This window comes from Caballeronia zhejiangensis, assembly GCF_022879815.1.
Classification (GTDB): Bacteria; Pseudomonadota; Gammaproteobacteria; order Burkholderiales; family Burkholderiaceae; genus Caballeronia; species Caballeronia zhejiangensis.
The window spans coordinates 664,614-681,976 of record NZ_CP084283.1 but is presented as its reverse complement, the minus strand read 5'-3'; the positions used below and the strand labels follow the sequence as shown (position 1 = coordinate 681,976).

16 protein-coding genes are annotated in these 17,363 nt (G+C 65.0%); 15 read left to right on the top strand and 1 reads right to left on the bottom strand.

Annotated elements, in window-relative coordinates; genetic code table 11:
- Positions 1 to 624 precede the first annotated feature (624 nt).
- Positions 625 to 1,389, bottom strand: a complete 765-nt coding sequence (locus LDZ23_RS03185) for a class I SAM-dependent methyltransferase (protein ID WP_008351004.1) — start codon at positions 1,387 to 1,389, stop codon at positions 625 to 627.
- A gap of 103 nt (positions 1,390 to 1,492) precedes the next feature.
- Between LDZ23_RS03185 and LDZ23_RS03180 the strand changes: the two genes are divergently transcribed.
- From LDZ23_RS03180 to LDZ23_RS03110, 15 genes are all read left to right on the top strand, one after another.
- On the top strand, positions 1,493 to 2,299 hold the full coding sequence (locus tag LDZ23_RS03180; protein WP_175981740.1) for a helix-turn-helix transcriptional regulator: 807 nt from the start codon (positions 1,493 to 1,495) through the stop codon (positions 2,297 to 2,299).
- 55 nt (positions 2,300 to 2,354) lie between these two features.
- Positions 2,355 to 3,758, top strand: coding sequence for an argininosuccinate lyase (gene argH / locus LDZ23_RS03175; protein ID WP_008351007.1), 1,404 nt, complete (start codon positions 2,355 to 2,357; stop codon positions 3,756 to 3,758).
- 143 nt (positions 3,759 to 3,901) lie between these two features.
- Complete coding sequence (locus LDZ23_RS03170; RefSeq protein WP_008351010.1) at positions 3,902 to 4,831, top strand: bestrophin family protein; 930 nt, start codon at positions 3,902 to 3,904, stop codon at positions 4,829 to 4,831.
- 106 nt (positions 4,832 to 4,937) lie between these two features.
- Positions 4,938 to 5,543: a glutathione transferase GstA gene (gene gstA / locus LDZ23_RS03165; RefSeq protein WP_008351011.1), complete on the top strand. Its 606-nt coding sequence runs from the start codon at positions 4,938 to 4,940 to the stop codon at positions 5,541 to 5,543.
- Between the two features lie 231 nt (positions 5,544 to 5,774).
- Positions 5,775 to 6,290: a Csu type fimbrial protein gene (locus tag LDZ23_RS03160; protein ID WP_244807785.1), complete on the top strand. Its 516-nt coding sequence runs from the start codon at positions 5,775 to 5,777 to the stop codon at positions 6,288 to 6,290.
- Positions 6,291 to 6,358: 68 nt separating this feature from the next.
- Positions 6,359 to 6,766 (top strand): hypothetical protein, encoded by a 408-nt coding sequence (locus LDZ23_RS03155; RefSeq protein WP_152563197.1) that lies wholly within the window; start codon positions 6,359 to 6,361, stop codon positions 6,764 to 6,766.
- A 391-nt stretch (positions 6,767 to 7,157) separates the two neighbouring features.
- Positions 7,158 to 9,272 carry a glycosyl hydrolase family 18 protein gene (locus LDZ23_RS03150; RefSeq protein WP_244807784.1) on the top strand — a complete coding sequence of 705 codons (2,115 nt, stop codon included), beginning with the start codon at positions 7,158 to 7,160 and terminating at the stop codon, positions 9,270 to 9,272.
- A gap of 78 nt (positions 9,273 to 9,350) precedes the next feature.
- Positions 9,351 to 9,821 carry a type II secretion system major pseudopilin GspG gene (gspG, locus tag LDZ23_RS03145; RefSeq protein WP_008351020.1) on the top strand — a complete coding sequence of 157 codons (471 nt, stop codon included), beginning with the start codon at positions 9,351 to 9,353 and terminating at the stop codon, positions 9,819 to 9,821.
- Positions 9,822 to 9,838: 17 nt separating this feature from the next.
- Positions 9,839 to 11,023: a type II secretion system F family protein gene (locus LDZ23_RS03140; protein WP_034474466.1), complete on the top strand. Its 1,185-nt coding sequence runs from the start codon at positions 9,839 to 9,841 to the stop codon at positions 11,021 to 11,023.
- Between the two features lie 3 nt (positions 11,024 to 11,026).
- Entirely contained in the window at positions 11,027 to 12,670 is a 1,644-nt protein-coding gene (locus LDZ23_RS03135) for a GspE/PulE family protein (protein WP_008351022.1), read from the top strand.
- A 12-nt stretch (positions 12,671 to 12,682) separates the two neighbouring features.
- On the top strand, positions 12,683 to 13,525 hold the full coding sequence (locus tag LDZ23_RS03130) for a hypothetical protein (RefSeq protein WP_244807783.1): 843 nt from the start codon (positions 12,683 to 12,685) through the stop codon (positions 13,523 to 13,525).
- Positions 13,522 to 14,286 carry a hypothetical protein gene (locus LDZ23_RS03125; RefSeq protein ID WP_244807782.1) on the top strand — a complete coding sequence of 255 codons (765 nt, stop codon included), beginning with the start codon at positions 13,522 to 13,524 and terminating at the stop codon, positions 14,284 to 14,286. Before LDZ23_RS03130 ends, LDZ23_RS03125 begins: the two co-directional genes overlap by 4 nt.
- Complete coding sequence (locus LDZ23_RS03120; RefSeq protein ID WP_244807781.1) at positions 14,283 to 14,807, top strand: hypothetical protein; 525 nt, start codon at positions 14,283 to 14,285, stop codon at positions 14,805 to 14,807. Before LDZ23_RS03125 ends, LDZ23_RS03120 begins: the two co-directional genes overlap by 4 nt.
- Positions 14,804 to 15,367, top strand: a complete 564-nt coding sequence (locus tag LDZ23_RS03115) for a hypothetical protein (protein ID WP_008351026.1) — start codon at positions 14,804 to 14,806, stop codon at positions 15,365 to 15,367. Before LDZ23_RS03120 ends, LDZ23_RS03115 begins: the two co-directional genes overlap by 4 nt.
- Positions 15,364 to 17,343, top strand: coding sequence for a secretin GspD/PilQ domain-containing protein (locus LDZ23_RS03110; RefSeq protein WP_244807780.1), 1,980 nt, complete (start codon positions 15,364 to 15,366; stop codon positions 17,341 to 17,343). The genes LDZ23_RS03115 and LDZ23_RS03110 overlap by 4 nt, the downstream gene beginning before the upstream one ends.
- Positions 17,344 to 17,363: the final 20 nt, after the last annotated feature.

Sequence of the window (17,363 nt, the reverse complement as noted above, 5' to 3'; positions counted from 1 at the left end):
TTGCTGCTGCAAAGAAAGTAGGCAAAGAAAGCAGCTTTTCAGGCCCACGGTCACACGCACGTTGGGTAGTTCTCTCGTCCCGGGCGGCACTCGCCTAAAGAGTGCCCTCAAAGGACCAATCGGGCTTGGCTCGCGCACGGTCTGCCGCCCGAAGGTGTTCAGAACATTGGTTCAGCACGAAATAGCTTCGGCACAGCGCTTCGCGCTGCCGTAGGGCATGCAAGGGAAACCATCGGTTTGCGTGCGCAGTGCGATAGCGATGTTAATAGCGAAGCACTGGCAGTCCCGCTTAACCGGTCGGCCGCGAAGCGGGCTGGAGCTGTTTGGTGCTGAACCAGTTCGTTGTGTGGTGCGATGTGGCAGACCGTGCGCGAGCCAAGCCGGGTGATTGTGATGAGGGCACTCCTTAGGCGAGTGCCACCTGGGACGAGAGAACTACCCAAATTGCGTGTGACCGCGGGCCTGAAAAGCTGCTTTCTTTGGTCACTTTCTTTGCAGCAGCAAAGAAAGTGACTGCCGCCCCGCACAGGGGCAACGCTAATAGACCGACGCGAATAAGGGATCCGGCGAAATCAACAACCGTCACCGACACGAACCCGAGGATCGAGCGACATCCAACAATCTTCAACCACGCCGCTTCCCCTCCACCATCACCGCATCGAGCTCGAACGAGCAATCATCCTTCACGTTGAAATACTGCCGCACCTCATCCGGCGCGCTCGCCCACATCGATCTGATGGCCGTCACGCGCTCGGCCGGCGTACGCATCCGCGTCACCCACGACTCGAATTCCAGCGGGATGCGCCAGCGCTCGGCGATTTGCGCATCGAAACCGGCGGCATCGAGCATCGCGATCCATTCGTCGGCGCGATAGTCACGGATATGCGACGCATCGCGCAGGATTTCGATCGCCTGAATGTGCGTGTCGTAGAGCGGATCGTCGATGCCCGCGATATCGATGAACTTCAGCCGCCCGCCAGGCTTCAACACGCGATGCACTTCGGCAAGCGCTGACGAAACGTCGCGCCAATGATGCGCGCTCATCCGGCTCACGGCCCAGTCGAACGACGCATCCGCGAACGGCAGCGTTTCGGCCGCGCCCTGCTGCGTGCGAATCGTCGTCAGGCCGCGTTCCTTCGCGGCGGCTTCCACGGTCGCGAGCATCTGCGGGGCGATGTCGTACGCCACCACTTCGCGCACGTGCGGCGCGATCGCAAAGCTCGCGTGGCCCGCGCCGCATCCCATGTCCAGCACGCGCGCGTTGCCGCAAGTGGCCGCGAACGTCGCGGAGAGATTCTGCAGATCCGCGCCGCTCGCATGGACGGCGCTCGTGAGATACGCGGCAGCGGTGCTGCCGAATGCGTCTGCGACCTGATCGTGGTGTTTCATCGTGGGCTCCGGTTTCGTCGTGGTCTTGTGTCGCTACAATAGAACCCGCTTTGTACCAGTACAAGTTGTGCAGTTATTCTGGTATGTACACCACCTGCCACGCATGAATCACATCGACAAGAACGAAACCCTCGCCGAAACGTCCGCGCACGCGCTCGGCGAGTTCATCCGCGCGCATCGCGAAAGGCTGTCGCCGCAAGCGGTCGGACTCGCGCCCGGCCCGCGCCGCCGCACGCCCGGCTTGCGCCGCGAAGAAGTCGCGCAACTGTGCGGCGTGAGCCCGACCTGGTACACCTGGATCGAGCAAGGCCGGCCCGTGTCCGCTTCCGCCGATGCCCTCGCGCGCATCGCCGTCGCGCTGCAACTGTCGCGCGCCGAACGTGCGTATCTTTTCGAGCTCGCCGCCCAGCGCGATCCCGCCGAGCCCGATCCGGCTTCGCAGGACGCGCCCGCCGCGCTGCTCCAGACCGTCGGGCTGATCGCCGCGCCCGCCTACGTGCTCGATCGTCAGTGGAACGCGCTGCGCTGGAACGAGCATGCGTCGGCGCTGTTCGTCGGCTGGCTCGACGGCGAGCACGACCGCAATCTGCTCACGTACACGTTCACGTCGCCGGCGGCGCGCGCGCTGATCGTCGACTGGGAAACGCGCGCGCGGCGTCTCGCGGCCGAATTCCGCGCCGATTCGATCCGCCATCTGAACGATGCGCCGACGCGCGCGCTCATCGACGATCTCTCCGCCGCGAGCGATGCCTTCGCGCGCTACTGGGCGTCGCAGGACGTGTTCGAGCGCGAAGGCGGCGAGCGCGCGTTCAATCATCCGTCGCGCGGGCGCGTCGTGTTCAATCAGATCACGTTCAAGCCCGCGCATCGCGAGGATTTGAAGCTCGTGATTCTGGTCGGATCGGAATAGTGCCGAATGTTAAGATTGTCGACTTCCCGAAGCCCGAACCGCTGAAAACATCACCATGACGTCCCAACTCCACAAAAAAGGCGAAGCCTGGTCGGCTCGCTTCTCCGAGCCGATGTCGGAGCTCGTCAAGCGCTACACGTCGTCGGTGTTCTTCGACAACCGGCTCGCGCTCGTCGACATTCAAGGCTCGCTCGCGCACGCGTCCATGCTTGCGGCGCAGAAGATCATCAGCGCCGACGACCTCGCCGCCATCGAGCGCGGCATGGCGCAGATCAAGGGCGAAATCGAGCGCGGCGAGTTCGAGTGGAAGCTGGATCTGGAAGACGTGCATCTGAACATCGAGGCGCGCCTGACGGCGCTGATCGGCGATGCGGGCAAGCGCCTGCACACCGGCCGCTCGCGCAACGATCAGGTCGCGACCGACATCCGCCTGTGGCTGCGCGGCGAAATCGACCGCATCGGCGAGCTGCTGAAGGAGTTGCGCGTCGCGCTCATCGACATGGCCGAAAAGCATGCCGACACCATCATGCCGGGCTTCACGCACCTGCAGGTCGCGCAGCCGGTCACGTTCGGGCATCACCTTTTGGCCTATGTCGAAATGTTCTCGCGCGATGCCGAGCGCATGCGCGATCTGCGCCGTCGCGTGAACCGTCTGCCGCTGGGCGCGGCGGCGCTCGCGGGCACGAGCTATCCGATCGACCGTCACGCGGTCGCGGCGGCGCTCGGCTTCGACGGCATCTGCGCGAATTCGCTCGACGCCGTGTCCGACCGCGACTTCGCGATCGAATTCACGGCGGCGGCCGCGCTCGTCATGACGCACGTGTCGCGCTTCTCCGAAGAACTCGTGCTGTGGATGAGCCCGCGCGTCGGCTTCATCGACCTGGCGGACCGTTTCTGCACGGGTTCGTCGATCATGCCGCAGAAGAAGAATCCCGACGTGCCCGAACTCGCGCGCGGCAAGACGGGCCGCGTGAACGGCCATCTGATGGCGCTGCTCACGCTGATGAAAGGCCAGCCGCTCGCGTACAACAAGGACAATCAGGAAGACAAGGAGCCGCTGTTCGATACCGTCGATACGGTCGCGGATACGCTGCGCATCTTCGCGGAAATGGCCGCAGGCATCACGGTGAAGCCGCAGGCGATGCGCGCGGCCGCGCTGCAAGGCTTCTCGACCGCCACCGATCTCGCCGACTATCTCGTGAAGCGCGGCCTGCCGTTTCGCGACGCGCACGAAGCCGTCGCGCACGCGGTGCGTATCTGCGACGATCGCGGCTGCGATATCGCGGACCTGTCGCTCGACGCGATGCGTATCGAACTGCCGAACGTCGCGCATCTGATCGGCGAAGACGTGTTCGACTATCTGACGCTCGAAGGCTCGGTCGCGAGCCGCAATCATCCGGGCGGCACCGCGCCGGATCAGGTGCGCGCGGCGGCGAAAGCGGCGCGCGCGGCGCTCTGATCGCATTGTCGCGTTGCTGATCTCGAAGGCCGTTCGCAAGGACGGCCTTTTCGTTTCCGCACGCGACGCCATGTCTCGCGCGCGATGCACCTTATTTTCGAGATAATCGGAAATTCATTGCGGTTTCACCGGCAAGCTCGTCCATGATCATTCGCCCCAAGCTCAACTGGTTCCGGCTGCTGTTCGTGTGGCGCGGCTCCGTGCTGCCGCAACTGCTGCCGCGCCTCGGGCTGATCTTCGCGCTGTCGCTCGCGGCGATCTTCATGCACGACCACATGCGGCACTATCCGCTCGGGCTCGGCACGCCGCCGTTCGCGCTCGTCGGCATCGCGCTCGCGGTGTTTCTCGGTTTCCGCAATAGCGCGAGTTACGAGCGATGGTGGGAAGGCCGCAAGCTGTGGGGCACGCTGCTCAACACATCGCGCGCGCTGGCGCAGCAGGCGCTGTCGCTGCCGGACAATCGCGACCGCGCTGAGGAGCGACGTTTTCTGTCCGCGCTCGGCGCGCTGCCTCACGCGTTGAGACATCAACTGCGCAACACCGACGCGCTCGCCGATCTCGCGCCCCGCCTCTCGCCTGAACTGCACGCACGCGTGGCCGCCGCGAAGTTCCGGCCCGCGCTGATTCTGCTCTGGCTCGGCGAATGGGTCGCCGAACGCAAGCGGGAAGACGCGCTCGACGGCTATGCCGTCCTCGCGATTCAGCACAATCTGAACGCGCTTTCGGATGTGATCGGCGGATGCGAGCGCATCGCCTCCACGCCGCTGCCCTTCTCCTACTCGGTGATGATTCACCGCACGATCTACCTCTTCTGCGTGATGCTGCCGTTCGGCCTCGTCGATGGCGCCGGCCTGCTCACGCCGCTTTTCGCGTTGCTCGTCGCGTATGCGTTCATGGCGCTGGAGGCGATCGCCGCGCAGATCGAAGATCCGTTCGGCCTCGAGGAAAACGATCTCGCGTTGAACGCCATCTGCGACGCGATCGAAGCCGCGCTGCACGACATGGCCGCCGACCCCGACTTCCCGATGCCGCCGAAGACCGTCGCATCCTCGCGCGATTTCATCCTCGATTGATCGCGGTTCGATCTTTCATCAAACGACACAATTCGTTTCGCGATAGCGGATGCTGCGCAAGCACGACATCGTTCATAATCGTGCGACTCATCCTGGAGGAATTGTTTTGAAACTGTTCTACAAGGCAGGCGCCTGTTCCCTCGCGTCGCACATCGCGCTCGAAGAATCCGGGCTCGCCTACGAAACCGAAGCCGTCGATCTCAAGACCAAGCTCACCGCGAGCGGCGCGGATTTCACCAAGATCAACGCGAAGGGTTACGTGCCCGCGCTCCTGCTCGACAACGGGGAACTGCTGACCGAAGGCCCGGCGATCATGCAATACATCGCCGATCAGGTCCCGGCGAAGCATCTCGCGCCGCTCAACGATGCGATGGCGCGGTACCGTCTGCAAAGCTGGCTCACGTTCATCGGCACGGAACTGCACAAGAACTTCTCGCCGTTCTTCAACCCGGCCGCAAGCAGCGACTGGAAGGCCGCGGCGATGGCCAATCTCGAACGCCGTCTCGCCTACGTCGCGCAGCAAGTCGATGACAAGCAGTTCCTGCTCGGCAACGAATTCAGCATCGGCGATGCGTATCTGTTCACGGTTTTGAGCTGGGCGAAGCATATCGATCTCGACCTCGGCAAGTGGCCCGCGCTCGTCGCGTATCAGGCGCGTGTCGGCGCGCGCCCGGGCGTGCAGGCCGCGCTCAAGGCCGAAGGACTGATCTGAATCCACGTCGTCACCGTTAGCCAGGCGGCCTCCTTCGGGAGGCCGTTTTCACATGTAGCGTCGGCATCTCGATAAACGCGTCAGCACAATGCCATCCGGCGAAACCGCTCGTTTCACCATCTCAAATAAGAGTCGTCTCATTCAGTCTTAGACGCGCGCTCCCTATCATTTGCTCATGTTCTCGCGACGCCAAACGCAATCGGCGTCGTCAATCTGATACCGGAGATTCTCATGCGCAATCTGTTCAGCAAAGCCGCCGTCATCGCCATCGTTGCCGGCGCCGCCACGCTCGGCGTCGTCGCTTCGCCCAATGCAATGGCCGCCAGCAAGAGCGCGACATTCGATGTCACGCTGACCGTGCAGGACGACTGCTCCATCGCCGCGAACCCGCTGAATTTCGGCAGCACCGGCGTGATCAGCAACAACCTCGATCAGACGACGACGCTCTCGGTCACATGCACCAAGGGCACGGCCTACAGCGTCGCGCTCGACGCGGGCACCGCGAACGGCTCGACTGTCGCGGACCGCAAGATGAGCAACGCGGCCGGCGATGCATCGGTCGAATTCAATCTGTATCGGGATACGGCGCGCACGCAGGTCTGGGGCAATACGGTGGACAGCGACACGGTCGCAGGCACGGGCGACGGCTCGAACCAGAGCATCACGGTTTATGGCCGCGTGCCGTCGCAAGACACGCCGGCTGCGGGCACGTATTCGTCGACCATCACCGCGACGCTGGTTTTCTAAGCATTTCGGTTTCCTTTTTTCAAAGGCGCGGGGCTTTTTAGAAAGCACCCGCGCATACGCACTGTTGCATGGCGCGAAAAATCAATATCCCCTCGGGTCCATTCATGAAAAGTCACTCGCTCTACCATGCCGCATTCGCCGCCTTGATTGCGGCGGAAACGCTTGCTGTGTCTCCCGAAGGTTTCGCGAAAAGCGGCACGGCTAAAATGGACATCGCGCTGACAATCGAAAATGCCTGCTCGATCGTCACGCCCGGCGCACCTGTCGAAATCGATCAGGCAAGCCGCGTCGCGGTGAATTGCGGCGGGACCAAAACGCCGTATCGCGTCGGCGTCGAAGCGAGATCGGCTTCGGGTGAGGCGCTATCGTTGCAATCGATCGAGCACGCATCTCACGTCAAGGGCGCGGCGGCATCGACCAGTGTGTCCGGCAGCGAAAACTATCCACCGATCGTTGCCGTCACGGTTCAGTTCTGACGCACCGATACGCCGATATACCGGCAGGCGATTAAAGCGATCCCGCATACGGACCTGCGGCGCGTTTCACATTCGCATCGCTGCATGCATCAACGATCCATATCGCCGGAATGCCGATTGAAAATAACGGCCCGATGTCGAACTCACGACGTGCATATTCAAATCGACGGTGCCATATTTCGAAGCAGTATTCTTTGCGTCGCGTAAAAAGCACGCCTATAAGAAAACCAGAAGGAAAACTAATCATCAATTTCCAACTTGCTTAGTGGAGAAGCTTGGATTATCAAAATATCCGCGTATAGGCGCTTGAAATGCGCGGCGTTTGAGGCAAACAGCTTGACAATGTAGAGAATCGAAACCAACCATAATCGAAACAAAGGAGGCCATTCTCATGAATCGCCTTGTTAAGCATTCCAAAATTAGCGCATTGACGCTGGCATTGCTGGTTGCCTATTCAGTCAGCGCCAATGGCGCCGAGTGGCAGGAAGGGACCACATATTCGGCAGGCGCCACCGTCACTTACAACGGCCACACCTATCAGGCGCTGCAATCGCATACCGCCTACCCCGGCGCGGGATGGACGCCTTCCACCACGCCGACGTTGTGGAAGGATCTCGGCGCAACGGGCGGCACGCCGACGCCGACACCGACTCCAACGCCGAGTCCCACGCCGACACCGACTCCAACGCCGACTCCAACACCCACGCCAACGCCAACGCCGACTCCGACTCCGACGCCCACGCCCACGCCGACACCGTCGGGCGCCGCGTGTTATGACGCGTGGTCGTCGACGCAGGCTTATGCGACGGCGGGCACGCGCGTGACCTACAACGGCCGCAATTATCGAAACAAGTGGTGGACGCAGGGCGAAAATCCGGCGCAATCCGGGCAATACGGCGTATGGGAAGATCTCGGCGCGTGCTCGGGCGGGCCGTCGCCTGCTCCTGCTCCTGCGCCGACGCCGGTTCCGACACCGACGCCAACACCCGTTCCGACGCCCACGCCCACGCCCACGCCGACGCCGACGCCCACGCCCACGCCGACGCCGACGCCGGTTCCAACACCAACGCCGACGCCCACGCCGGTTCCAACACCGACGCCAACGCCGGTGCCAACGCCGGCCCCAACACCGACGCCGACACCCACACCCACACCCGCACCCTCCCCCTCAGGGGCGCGTGAAATCGGCGGCTACTTCGCGCAGTGGGGCATCTACGATCGCAACTACAAGCTCAAGGACGTCGACACGACCGGCTCTGCCTCGATGCTCACGTTCATCAACTACGCGTTCGGCAACCTCTACCAGAAGAACGGCGGCTACGAGTGCGGCATCATCAACAAGGCCGAGCCGGGCGCGACCAATCCGAACGCCGCGGACGCAGGCACCGGCGGCGACGCCTGGGCCGACTATCAAAAGAACTTCGGCGCCAACGAAGCCGTCAGCGGCAAGGGCGACACCTGGGACTTCCCGACGAACGATCCGCGCTACGGCAAAGCCGGAGCCGGCCCGCTGAAAGGGAACTTCAATCAGCTCAAGCAGTTGAACGCCAAGCATCCGAACCTGAAGGTGATCATTTCGCTTGGCGGCTGGACCTGGTCGCGATGGTTCGGCAAAGCGGCGGCAACCGACGCGCTGCGCAAGCAGCTCGTGAGCTCGTGCATCGACGTCTACATCAAGGGCAATCTGCCCTATGACGCCGGCTCGAACGCGGGCGGCGACGGCATCGGCGCGGACGTGTTCGACGGCATCGACATCGACTGGGAATTCCCCGGCGGCGGCGGCCAGCCATACAACGCCGTCGATCCGAACGACAAGAAGAACTACACGCTGCTGCTCGCCGAGTTCCGCAAGCAACTCGACGCCATCGGCGCCCAGAACGGCAAGCGCTATCTGCTGACGGTCGCGATCGGCGCGGGCGGCGACAAGATCGCGATGACCGAGCCGGGCGAATACAGCAAGTCGCTCGACTGGATCAACATCATGTCGTACGACTTCCACGGCGGATGGGAAACCAACGGGCCGACCGACTTCCAGGCGCCGCTCTACGGCGACCCCGACAGCCCGAACTACAAGGCGGGCCAGTATGCGCCGACCTATAACGTCGACGGAGCGGTGAAGGCGCTGCTCGCAGGCGGCGTGCCGACATCGAAGATCGTGGTCGGCGTGCCGTTCTACGGACGCGGCTGGACCGGCGTCACCAAGGGTCCGCAAGGCGACGGCCTGTATCAGAAAGCCACCAAGCCCGCGCCGGGCAAGTACGAGGAAGGCATCCAGGACTACCGCCTCCTGAAGAGCGCGGCCGGCACGGTGTACGAGCATCCGGTCGCGAAAACCGCGTACAAGTTCGACGGCACCACCTGGTGGTCCTACGACACGCCCGGAACCATGAAACTCAAGATGGACTACGTGAAAGCGCAGAACCTGCGCGGCTCGTTCGCCTGGGAACTCGACGGCGACGGACCCAACGCCGAGTTGCTGAAAGTGATGAGCGACGGACTGAAGTGATGCTCGACGGGCCGCGCGCGTATCGCCCGACCGGGCAGACGCGCGCGGCGCCGAGATCCGAACCTGCCGGGGGCTGCCATGTATAACCATTTGACGAAGGCTGCCGCACTGAGGGGAAAGCTGACGCAGACCGGCATCGGCTTGCGCCGGCGCGGCTTCACCTTGCTCGAACTGCTGGTGGTGCTGCTCATCATCGCGCTATTGGCGGGCTATGTCGGACCGAAGCTCTTCGGCGAAGTGGGCAAGGCGCGCAGCAAGACGGCGGCATCGCAGATGAAGGGCATCGAAAGCGCGCTCGACCGTTATCGGCTGGACACCGGGCACTATCCGGGCACCGACGCCGGCCTCGCCGCGCTGATGACCAACGTCGGCAACACGTCGGGCTGGGAAGGTCCGTACATGAGCAGCGCGATTCCGAACGATCCGTGGGGCAAGCCGTATATCTATCGATCGCCGGGCGAAGGCGGCAAGGACTACGACCTGATGACCTACGGCGCCGACGGCAAGCCGGGCGGATCGGGCGAGGACGCGGACATCGTCGCCAAATGATCCGCGCGGTGAGCGCCATGCGATATCGCGTACGGGTCGAAAGCGACGGCGGCCAGCAGGAGCTGGAACTCGACGCCGCCGATGACGCCCAGTTGCGCCAGAGCGTCGCCGACATGGGTCTGTCGCTCATCGAAGCGACGCCGCTCGAAAAGCGCAAGGCGGGCTTCACGTTCCGCAAGCCCGTGTTCGAGCGCGCGCTCTTCACGCAAGAGCTGATCGCGCTGCTCGAAGCGGGCCTGAGCCTCGTCGAGACCGTCGAGACATTGCGCGACAAGAGCCGCGACGGGCTCAATCGCACAGTGCTCGCGCAGATCGTTTCCGCGCTCTACGAAGGCGAGCCGCTGTCGCGCGCGCTCGAGCGGCAGCCCGCGCACTTTCCGCCGCTCTACGTCGCGACCGTGGCCTCCGCCGAACAGACCGGCCATCTCGCCGAGGCGCTCAAGCGCTATCACCACTACGACGCGCGGCTCTCCGTGGTGCGCAAGAAAGTCGTGTCGTCGATGGTGTATCCGTCGATCGTCATCGCGACGGGCGCGCTCATCGTCCTGTTTCTCGCGTTCTACGTGATCCCGAAGTTCAGCCAGGTGTTCGCGTCGATGAAGGAGATTCCGTTCTCCGCCCGCGTGATGCTCGCATGGGGAAATCTCGTCGAGGCGCACGGCGGGCTGCTGCTCGCGGGCGTCGTCGGCGCGATCGTCGGCGCGGGCTTGTCGTTGCGCAGCGAGAAAGTGCGCGCGCGGCTCTTCGAAGCGTTCATGCGCCTGCCGAAGCTCGCGGACTATCAGCGCCTCTTCGCGCTGACGCGCTTCTACCGCACGCTCGGCCTCTTGCTCGCGGGCGGCATGTCGATGGTCACGTCGATGGAACTCGCCGCGCAGGTCTTGCCCGCGCAATTGCAGACGGCACTCGCGCAGGCGCTCGACGAAATTCGCGCGGGCAAGCCGCTCTCCGGCGCGCTGCCCGCCGCGAACCTGACGACGCCGGTGGCCGAACGGCTCATCCGCGTGGGCGAGCAAAGCGGCGAGCTGGCCGGCATGGTGACGCGCTCGGCCGAGTTTTGCGACGAAGAGCTGGACCGCGCGATCGACACGCTGATGCGCGTGGTCGAGCCCGTCCTGATGCTGGTGGTGGGCAGCATCATCGGGACGATCATCTTCCTGCTCTACATGCCGATCTTCCAACTGGCCGGAGCCGTGGGGTGAATCATGGAACAAGCCGCGCACATCGCGCCCGATACGCGCACGCGCCAGCAGCGATTCTGGGACGATGCCGATCACGATCCCGCCGACTATCTGCATAACGTGACGGCGACGCTCGGCCTGCGCGGCTTCGACGCGCAAGCGCTCGAAACGCTCACGCCGCGCTTCGACCTGCTCTCTTTCGGCGACGCGATGTCGCGCAAGTGCCTGCTCGCCGACGACCCCGGCGCGCACTTGTGGCTCGTGCTCGCCGACCCTTTCGACGCCAACATGCGCGCCTGGGCGATGAACCGCGTGAAGAAGCCCTTCGCGTTCGCGTTCTGCGTGCCCGCCGAACTGATGGCGTACCTCGCGCTGCATGAATCGGCGCATCAGGCGCTCACGCAGATCAGCGTCGAGGGCAAGTCGTCGGCGAGCGCCGATGCGGGCGTCGAGATCACGCTCGCCACGCTCGCCGCCGATGTGCATCCCGTGATCCGGCTCGTCAATTCGTCGCTGTACGACGCGCTGCGGGCCCGCGCATCGGATATCCATATCGAAAGCACGGCGGCGGGACTCGTCATCAAATACCGCATCGACGGCGTGCTGCAGGAAACGGCGAGCGCGCCGGGCATCGACACGGCCGAGCAAGTGCTGTCGCGCCTGAAGGTCATGGCCGATCTCGATATCGGCGAGCGGCGCATTCCGCAGGACGGGCGCTTCAAGGCGATCATCAATCAGCGCGAGATCGATTTTCGCGTCTCGATCATGCCGTCGATCCACGGCGAAGACGCCGTGCTGCGCGTGCTCGACAAGCAACGCGGCGAGGCCGGCGCCACCGCGCTGCGGCTCGATTCGATCGGCCACGAGCCGGAGATCGTCGAGGCGATCCGCACGATCGCGCACGAGCCGTACGGTCTCCTGCTCGTGACCGGGCCAACCGGCTCGGGCAAATCGACGACGCTCTACGCGACGCTCACCGAAATCAATACCGGCGACGAGAAGATCATCACGATCGAAGATCCGGTGGAATACGAGTTGCCGGGCGTGCTGCAAATTCCCATCAACGACAAGAAAGGGCTCACGTTCGCGCGCGGCCTGCGCTCGATCCTGCGGCACGATCCGGACAAGATTCTCGTCGGCGAAATCCGCGATGGCGAAACGGCGGGCATCGCCGTGCAGGCAGCGCTGACCGGCCACCTCGTGCTGACGTCCGTCCACGCGAACAACGTCTTCTCCGTGCTCGACCGCTTCCTGCACATGGGCGTCGACATGCACAGTTTCGTCGACGCGCTGCTCGGCGCGGTCGCGCAACGGCTGATGCGCAAGAACTGCCCGCATTGCGTGCGCGACGACGATCCGCCCGACGACGCGCTGCTGCGCGCTTCGGCGCTCACGCGCGAAGAGATCGCCGGCTGGCGTTTCCGCAAAGGCGCGGGCTGCGAGGCGTGCAGGCGCACGGGCTATCTCGGACGTCAGCCGATCGCGGAAGTGCTGCGCCTGAACGATGCGATCAAGCAATGCTTCGTCGAGCGGCGGCCGATCGTCGAGCTGAAGCAACTCGCGTATCAGAGCGGCTTCGTGCCGCTGCGCGGCATCGCGTTGCGCGCGGTCGCCGACGGACGCACGACGCTCGCCGAAGTCAATCGCGTCACGATGGTCGAAGGCTGACGGAGGCGAATCATGTCGCGTTGGTCGGACCATCTCGAAGCGTTGCGCAGCGTCGCGAAGAAGCGGCCGAAGCTGAATGCGCCGTCGATCAAAACGCCCGCATTCATGAGCCGCACGACGATCTGGATCGACGGACGGCACGCCCGCACGTTCGGCGGCGCGCCGATGCCGCTGTCATCGGCGAACGATGTCGCCGCGGCGCTCAAGGCCATCGAAACGCTCGCGCCGAAGCCCGCGAACCTCGGTCTGCATGGGCTGCGCGTGGTGGTCGGCGCACCGTTCGCGCGCTATCACGCGCTGCCGTGGCAGCCGCTGCCGAAACCGCAGGACTGGGTCGCCGCCGCACGCGTGCAGGCCGTGCAGATGGGCGCGGGCACCGAGGCGTGGCGCTACGCCGTCACCGATGGCGCGTGGGAACAGGGACGCCTCGCCGCCGCGATATCGGAGGCGCTGTGCGCGGGCATCGAGCGTCTGTGCAAGACGCGCAAGCTGCAACTGCTCGGCATCGAGCCGGCGTATACCTTCGCGATGCAGAAGCATGCGGCGCGCATCCGCGACGGCGCGATCGCGATCGTCGCGCTGGAGGAAACGGAGCGTGACGCGGCCATCGCGCATATCGGGCTGCGGCGCGGCGGCGGATGGACGGCCTTCATCGCATTGCCGGTGACGCGCACGCGCGAGGGCGCGCTCGATGGCGTGCTGCGCGACGCGTTCGCGCTCTGCGCCGATACGCCGCCCGAACGCCGCTACGTGATTGGACCGGGCGGACCGGGCGGACCGGACGCGCGCGAGCGCTGGTCGGCCGACGCCGCGCTCGTCGAATGGCTGCCCGCGCCCTGGGATGCCGCGACATGAAAGCGCCCGTCATCGACCTGCATCGTCCGAACCGGCCCGGCGCGGCCGTGGGGCTGCTCGCGCTCGTCGTCGGGATCGTCGCGCTGATCGCGGCGATGCAGTATCGCGACGCGCTCAAGGAACAAGGCGAGGCGCTCGACGAACGCGAGGCGACGATCGCGAAGCAGGAAGCGAAGTTTCATGTGATCAGCAACGCGCATCGCGAGTCCGGCGACGCGCGCATGGCGCAGTTGATGGCGCAGCAGCGCTACGCGACGGAACCGGCGCGCGATCTGATCGAAGGCGGATGGCATCCGAATATCGCGCTGCTGTCGCTGGATTTCGTCACCGCGTCGCGGCAGATCAACATGCAGTTCGAGACGCGCTCGGTCCAGGAAGCGATCTCTTACGCCGACTGGCTTCAGGCGCAGCCCGGCGCGGAAAGCGTCGCGATCAAGCGGCAGATTCAGAAGCCGGGACCGCCGGCGCCATCGGTGGAGACGTCGTTGCAGGTCACGTGGAAGGCGTTCGTCGCGCGCCCGGTGGCGGCTTCGGCGGTTGCGGCCGCTGTTTCGGCATCGGCGGCATCGGCGGCGGCTTCGGCGGCATCGGCGGCGGCTTCGGCGGCATCGACGGCGGCTTCGGCGGCATCGACGGCGGCTTCGGCGGCTTCGGCGGCATCGGCGGCATCGGCGGCATCGCCGGCTTCCGCCGCTCCGGCCGCATCGCAAGCGCGGCCCCAGGCGAGCCACGCCGCCCATCCGAGCGGAGCGCGCCGATGAACCGCCTCGTCTGGGAACTGCGGCGCGCGCAGTGGCGGCTCGGCGCCTTCGGGCTGCTCGCGGTACTGCTCATCGCGGGCGCGGCGATCGTCGCGCTGACCGACATCCTGCCCTTGCATCGCGACATCGCGCAGCGTGAGGCCGATCTGAACGCGCGCGCCGTCCATCTGACGCAACCGCCGCCACCCTCGCCCGACGAAGCCGTCGCACCGGTCAGCCCCGAGGAGCGTTATTTCGTGTTCCTGCACAGTCTGCATGCGATCGCGGCGAAGAACGGCATCGCGATTCCGCAGATCACGTATCAGCTCGCCGCGCAGGAGAAGGACGATCCGTCGCTGCGGCGCTATGTCGTCGAGACGACGTTCAGCGCCACTTATCTGCAGTTCCGCGGCTTCATGCACGAACTGCGGACGCTGCCGGGCCTGCGCTGCGAACGGCTCACCCTGTCGCGGCCGAATATCGGCGTGACGCAACTGGAGGTGCGCCTGCAATGCGCGTTTCTCGTGGAAGCAACGAAATGAGCCGGCTCGACCTGCGCACCCTGAAGATCTCGCGTCCGGTGCTGGGGCTGATGTTGGCGGCGCTCGCGCTCGTCGTATTCACGTATTTTCGCGGCGGCGACGATACGGCGCCCGAACCGCAACAGTCAGCGGCGACATCGACGGCGAAGCCCGCCGCGCCCGCTTCCGCGCCGCCGGCGGCGAGCGCAGCCGATATCGTCGCGGCGGCCGGACCCGCGCCCATCGATCTCTTTCCGACGCAGAACTGGCAGCCACCGCCGCCGCCGCCGCCGCCCGAACCGCCCAAGCCGTCGAAGCCGCCGCCGCCGCCCGAGCCGCCGCCGCTGCCGTTCGCGGTTCGCTCGCTCTGGCTCGATCAGCAAGGCGTTTTCTATGTGGTCATTTCCGGCGCGAACCGCGAGTTCCCGCTCTGCATGAACTGCCAGAAGAAGGGCTTCCTGCACAAGGGCGACGTGATGCTGAACGCTTATCGCATCGACGACATCAGCCGCCGCGAAGTCCAGTTCACGTACCTGCCGCTGAAGCGCCGGCAGACGCTGTCGCTTGGAGAACTCAAATGAGCCGGCTCAAAGACGTGACGGTCTGCCTGTTGATTCCGCTCATCGCGGCATGCGCGGGGGATCTGCATCGGCAGGATCTGCAAAACCGGCTCGCGGGCATGCCGCCCGACGCCCAGCTCGAACTGCTCGCGCAGCAAAGCGCGCAGTATCCCGACGATCTGGAAATCAGAAGCTGGTATCTCGCGTTGCGGCGCAGGCTGTCGATGGAATACCTGCAACGCGCGACCGTCGCGTACCGCGCGGGCGACGCGGCGCAGGCGCTCGGCTGGGCGCACAAGGCGCAGCAGGCCGCGCCCGGCGACGACAACCCGCGCGAGATGATCGAGTGGATCGAGCGACAGGCGCCGATCGACGCGGAAGTGCGCTACGCCGAATCGGTGCGTCTGGATCAGCCGCAGGCGGCGCTCTCGGCCGTTATCGACGTGCTCGCGAAGCAGCCCGACAACGCGCGCGCGATCCGGCTGCGCGAAGAACTGCTCGCGCCGAAGGGACAATCGATCGAGCCGAAGCTCAACAAGGACCTCGATCAACCGATCACGGTGCAGTTCCGCGATCAGCCGATCATCAGCATCTTCGAGCTGGTGTCGAACATCACAGGGCTGAACTTCACGTTCGACCGCGAAGTGCAAGCGACCGCGCCGACCACGATCTTCGCGAGCAACACGCCCGTCAAGCAGGTGCTGTCGATGGTGCTCCAGGCCAATCAGCTTTCGAGCAAGATCGTGAGCGGCAATTCGATCCTCATCTACCCGAAGCGGCCCGACAAGGAAACCGAGTACAAGGATCTCGTCGTGCGGACGTTCTATCTGCAGAACTCGACGGCGGCGCAGGTGCTCGGCGTGCTCAAGCAGATGGTCAAGACCCGCGACGCCGTGCTCGACGAGCGCACCAACGCGATCATCATGCGCGACGCGCCGGACACGATCAAAGTGGCGGAGCGCATCATCCGCGCGCTCGACGTGACGCCCGCCGAAGTGGTCATCGACGCGCAGGTGCTCGAAGTGTCGTCGTCCGATCTGCTGAACATGGGTATCCAGTATCCGGACCGCATCACGTTCGGGCTCAAGTCCGGCACGATCGACGACGGCACCACGCTGCCCGACAACACCGTCACGCTCGAACAACTGCATAACCTCAACAGCAGCGACGTGCTGGTGCGGATCGGGCCGGTCGGCATCAACTTTTTGCAGACGCACGGCAAGACGCGCACGCTCGCCAATCCGAGCATCCGCGTGCGCAATCGCGAGAAGGCGAAGGTGCTGATCGGCGACCGGCTGCCCGTCGTCACGACGACGCTCTCCAGCAACTTCAGCTCCGAGAGCGTCAACTATCAGGACGTCGGCCTCACGCTGGAAGTCGCGCCGGTGATCGCCAGTCCCGACGAAGTGCAGGTGAAGCTGCGCATGGAAGTGTCGAATGTCACCGACACGATCACGACGTCGACCGGGCTCGTCGCGTACCAGATCGGCACCCGCACCGCCGAAACCGTGATGAGCGTGCGCAACAACGAAACGCAGATGCTCGCGGGCCTGCTCCAGCGCAACGATCGCAGCTCGGGATCGGGCCTGCCGGGATTGAGCCGCCTGCCGATTTTCGACCGCATCTTCGGCTCGCGCGCCGACGACTCGAAGGAAACCGAACTCGTCTTGCTGCTCACGCCGCGCATCGTGCGCAATCAGGCCGTGCCGACCGGCAACGCGATGCAGTTCGATTCGGGCACGGAAACGCGCATCAGCACCGAGCGCGATGTCGTGACCGGCAACGAGAGCTTGCGTCTGCCGCCGCCGGTCGCCGCCGCGCCGGCGGTCGCGGCCGGTGCGGTCGCCGCAGCCCCGCTGCCCGCTCCGTCGGCTCCATCGGCTCCATCCGTGCCGAACGAGCCGCCGAGCGCGCCGCCCATCGCGATCCTGCCGCCGCCCGCGCCGACGCTTCAGTCAACCGGCGAAGCGCAGCGGCTGCCGCGCGAGCAACCCTGAACCGCGCAGCCGGCCGACGA

Excerpts from the sequence above, each read along its gene's own strand:
- LDZ23_RS03120 (WP_244807781.1), top strand. The coding sequence starts at position 14,283 with ATGAACCGCCTCGTCTGGGAACTGCGGCGCGCGCAGTGGCGGCTCGGC.
- LDZ23_RS03110 (WP_244807780.1), top strand. The coding sequence starts at position 15,364 with ATGAGCCGGCTCAAAGACGTGACGGTCTGCCTGTTGATTCCGCTCATC.
- LDZ23_RS03140 (WP_034474466.1), top strand. The coding sequence starts at position 9,839 with ATGCGATATCGCGTACGGGTCGAAAGCGACGGCGGCCAGCAGGAGCTG.
- LDZ23_RS03155 (WP_152563197.1), top strand. The coding sequence starts at position 6,359 with ATGGCGCGAAAAATCAATATCCCCTCGGGTCCATTCATGAAAAGTCAC.
- LDZ23_RS03135 (WP_008351022.1), top strand. The coding sequence starts at position 11,027 with ATGGAACAAGCCGCGCACATCGCGCCCGATACGCGCACGCGCCAGCAG.
- LDZ23_RS03125 (WP_244807782.1), top strand. The coding sequence starts at position 13,522 with ATGAAAGCGCCCGTCATCGACCTGCATCGTCCGAACCGGCCCGGCGCG.
- gspG (WP_008351020.1), top strand. The coding sequence starts at position 9,351 with ATGTATAACCATTTGACGAAGGCTGCCGCACTGAGGGGAAAGCTGACG.
- LDZ23_RS03180 (WP_175981740.1), top strand. The coding sequence starts at position 1,493 with ATGAATCACATCGACAAGAACGAAACCCTCGCCGAAACGTCCGCGCAC.
- argH (WP_008351007.1), top strand. The coding sequence starts at position 2,355 with ATGACGTCCCAACTCCACAAAAAAGGCGAAGCCTGGTCGGCTCGCTTC.
- LDZ23_RS03170 (WP_008351010.1), top strand. The coding sequence starts at position 3,902 with ATGATCATTCGCCCCAAGCTCAACTGGTTCCGGCTGCTGTTCGTGTGG.
- LDZ23_RS03115 (WP_008351026.1), top strand. The coding sequence starts at position 14,804 with ATGAGCCGGCTCGACCTGCGCACCCTGAAGATCTCGCGTCCGGTGCTG.
- LDZ23_RS03185 (WP_008351004.1), bottom strand. The coding sequence starts at position 1,389 with ATGAAACACCACGATCAGGTCGCAGACGCATTCGGCAGCACCGCTGCC.
- LDZ23_RS03150 (WP_244807784.1), top strand. The coding sequence starts at position 7,158 with ATGAATCGCCTTGTTAAGCATTCCAAAATTAGCGCATTGACGCTGGCA.
- LDZ23_RS03130 (WP_244807783.1), top strand. The coding sequence starts at position 12,683 with ATGTCGCGTTGGTCGGACCATCTCGAAGCGTTGCGCAGCGTCGCGAAG.
- LDZ23_RS03160 (WP_244807785.1), top strand. The coding sequence starts at position 5,775 with ATGCGCAATCTGTTCAGCAAAGCCGCCGTCATCGCCATCGTTGCCGGC.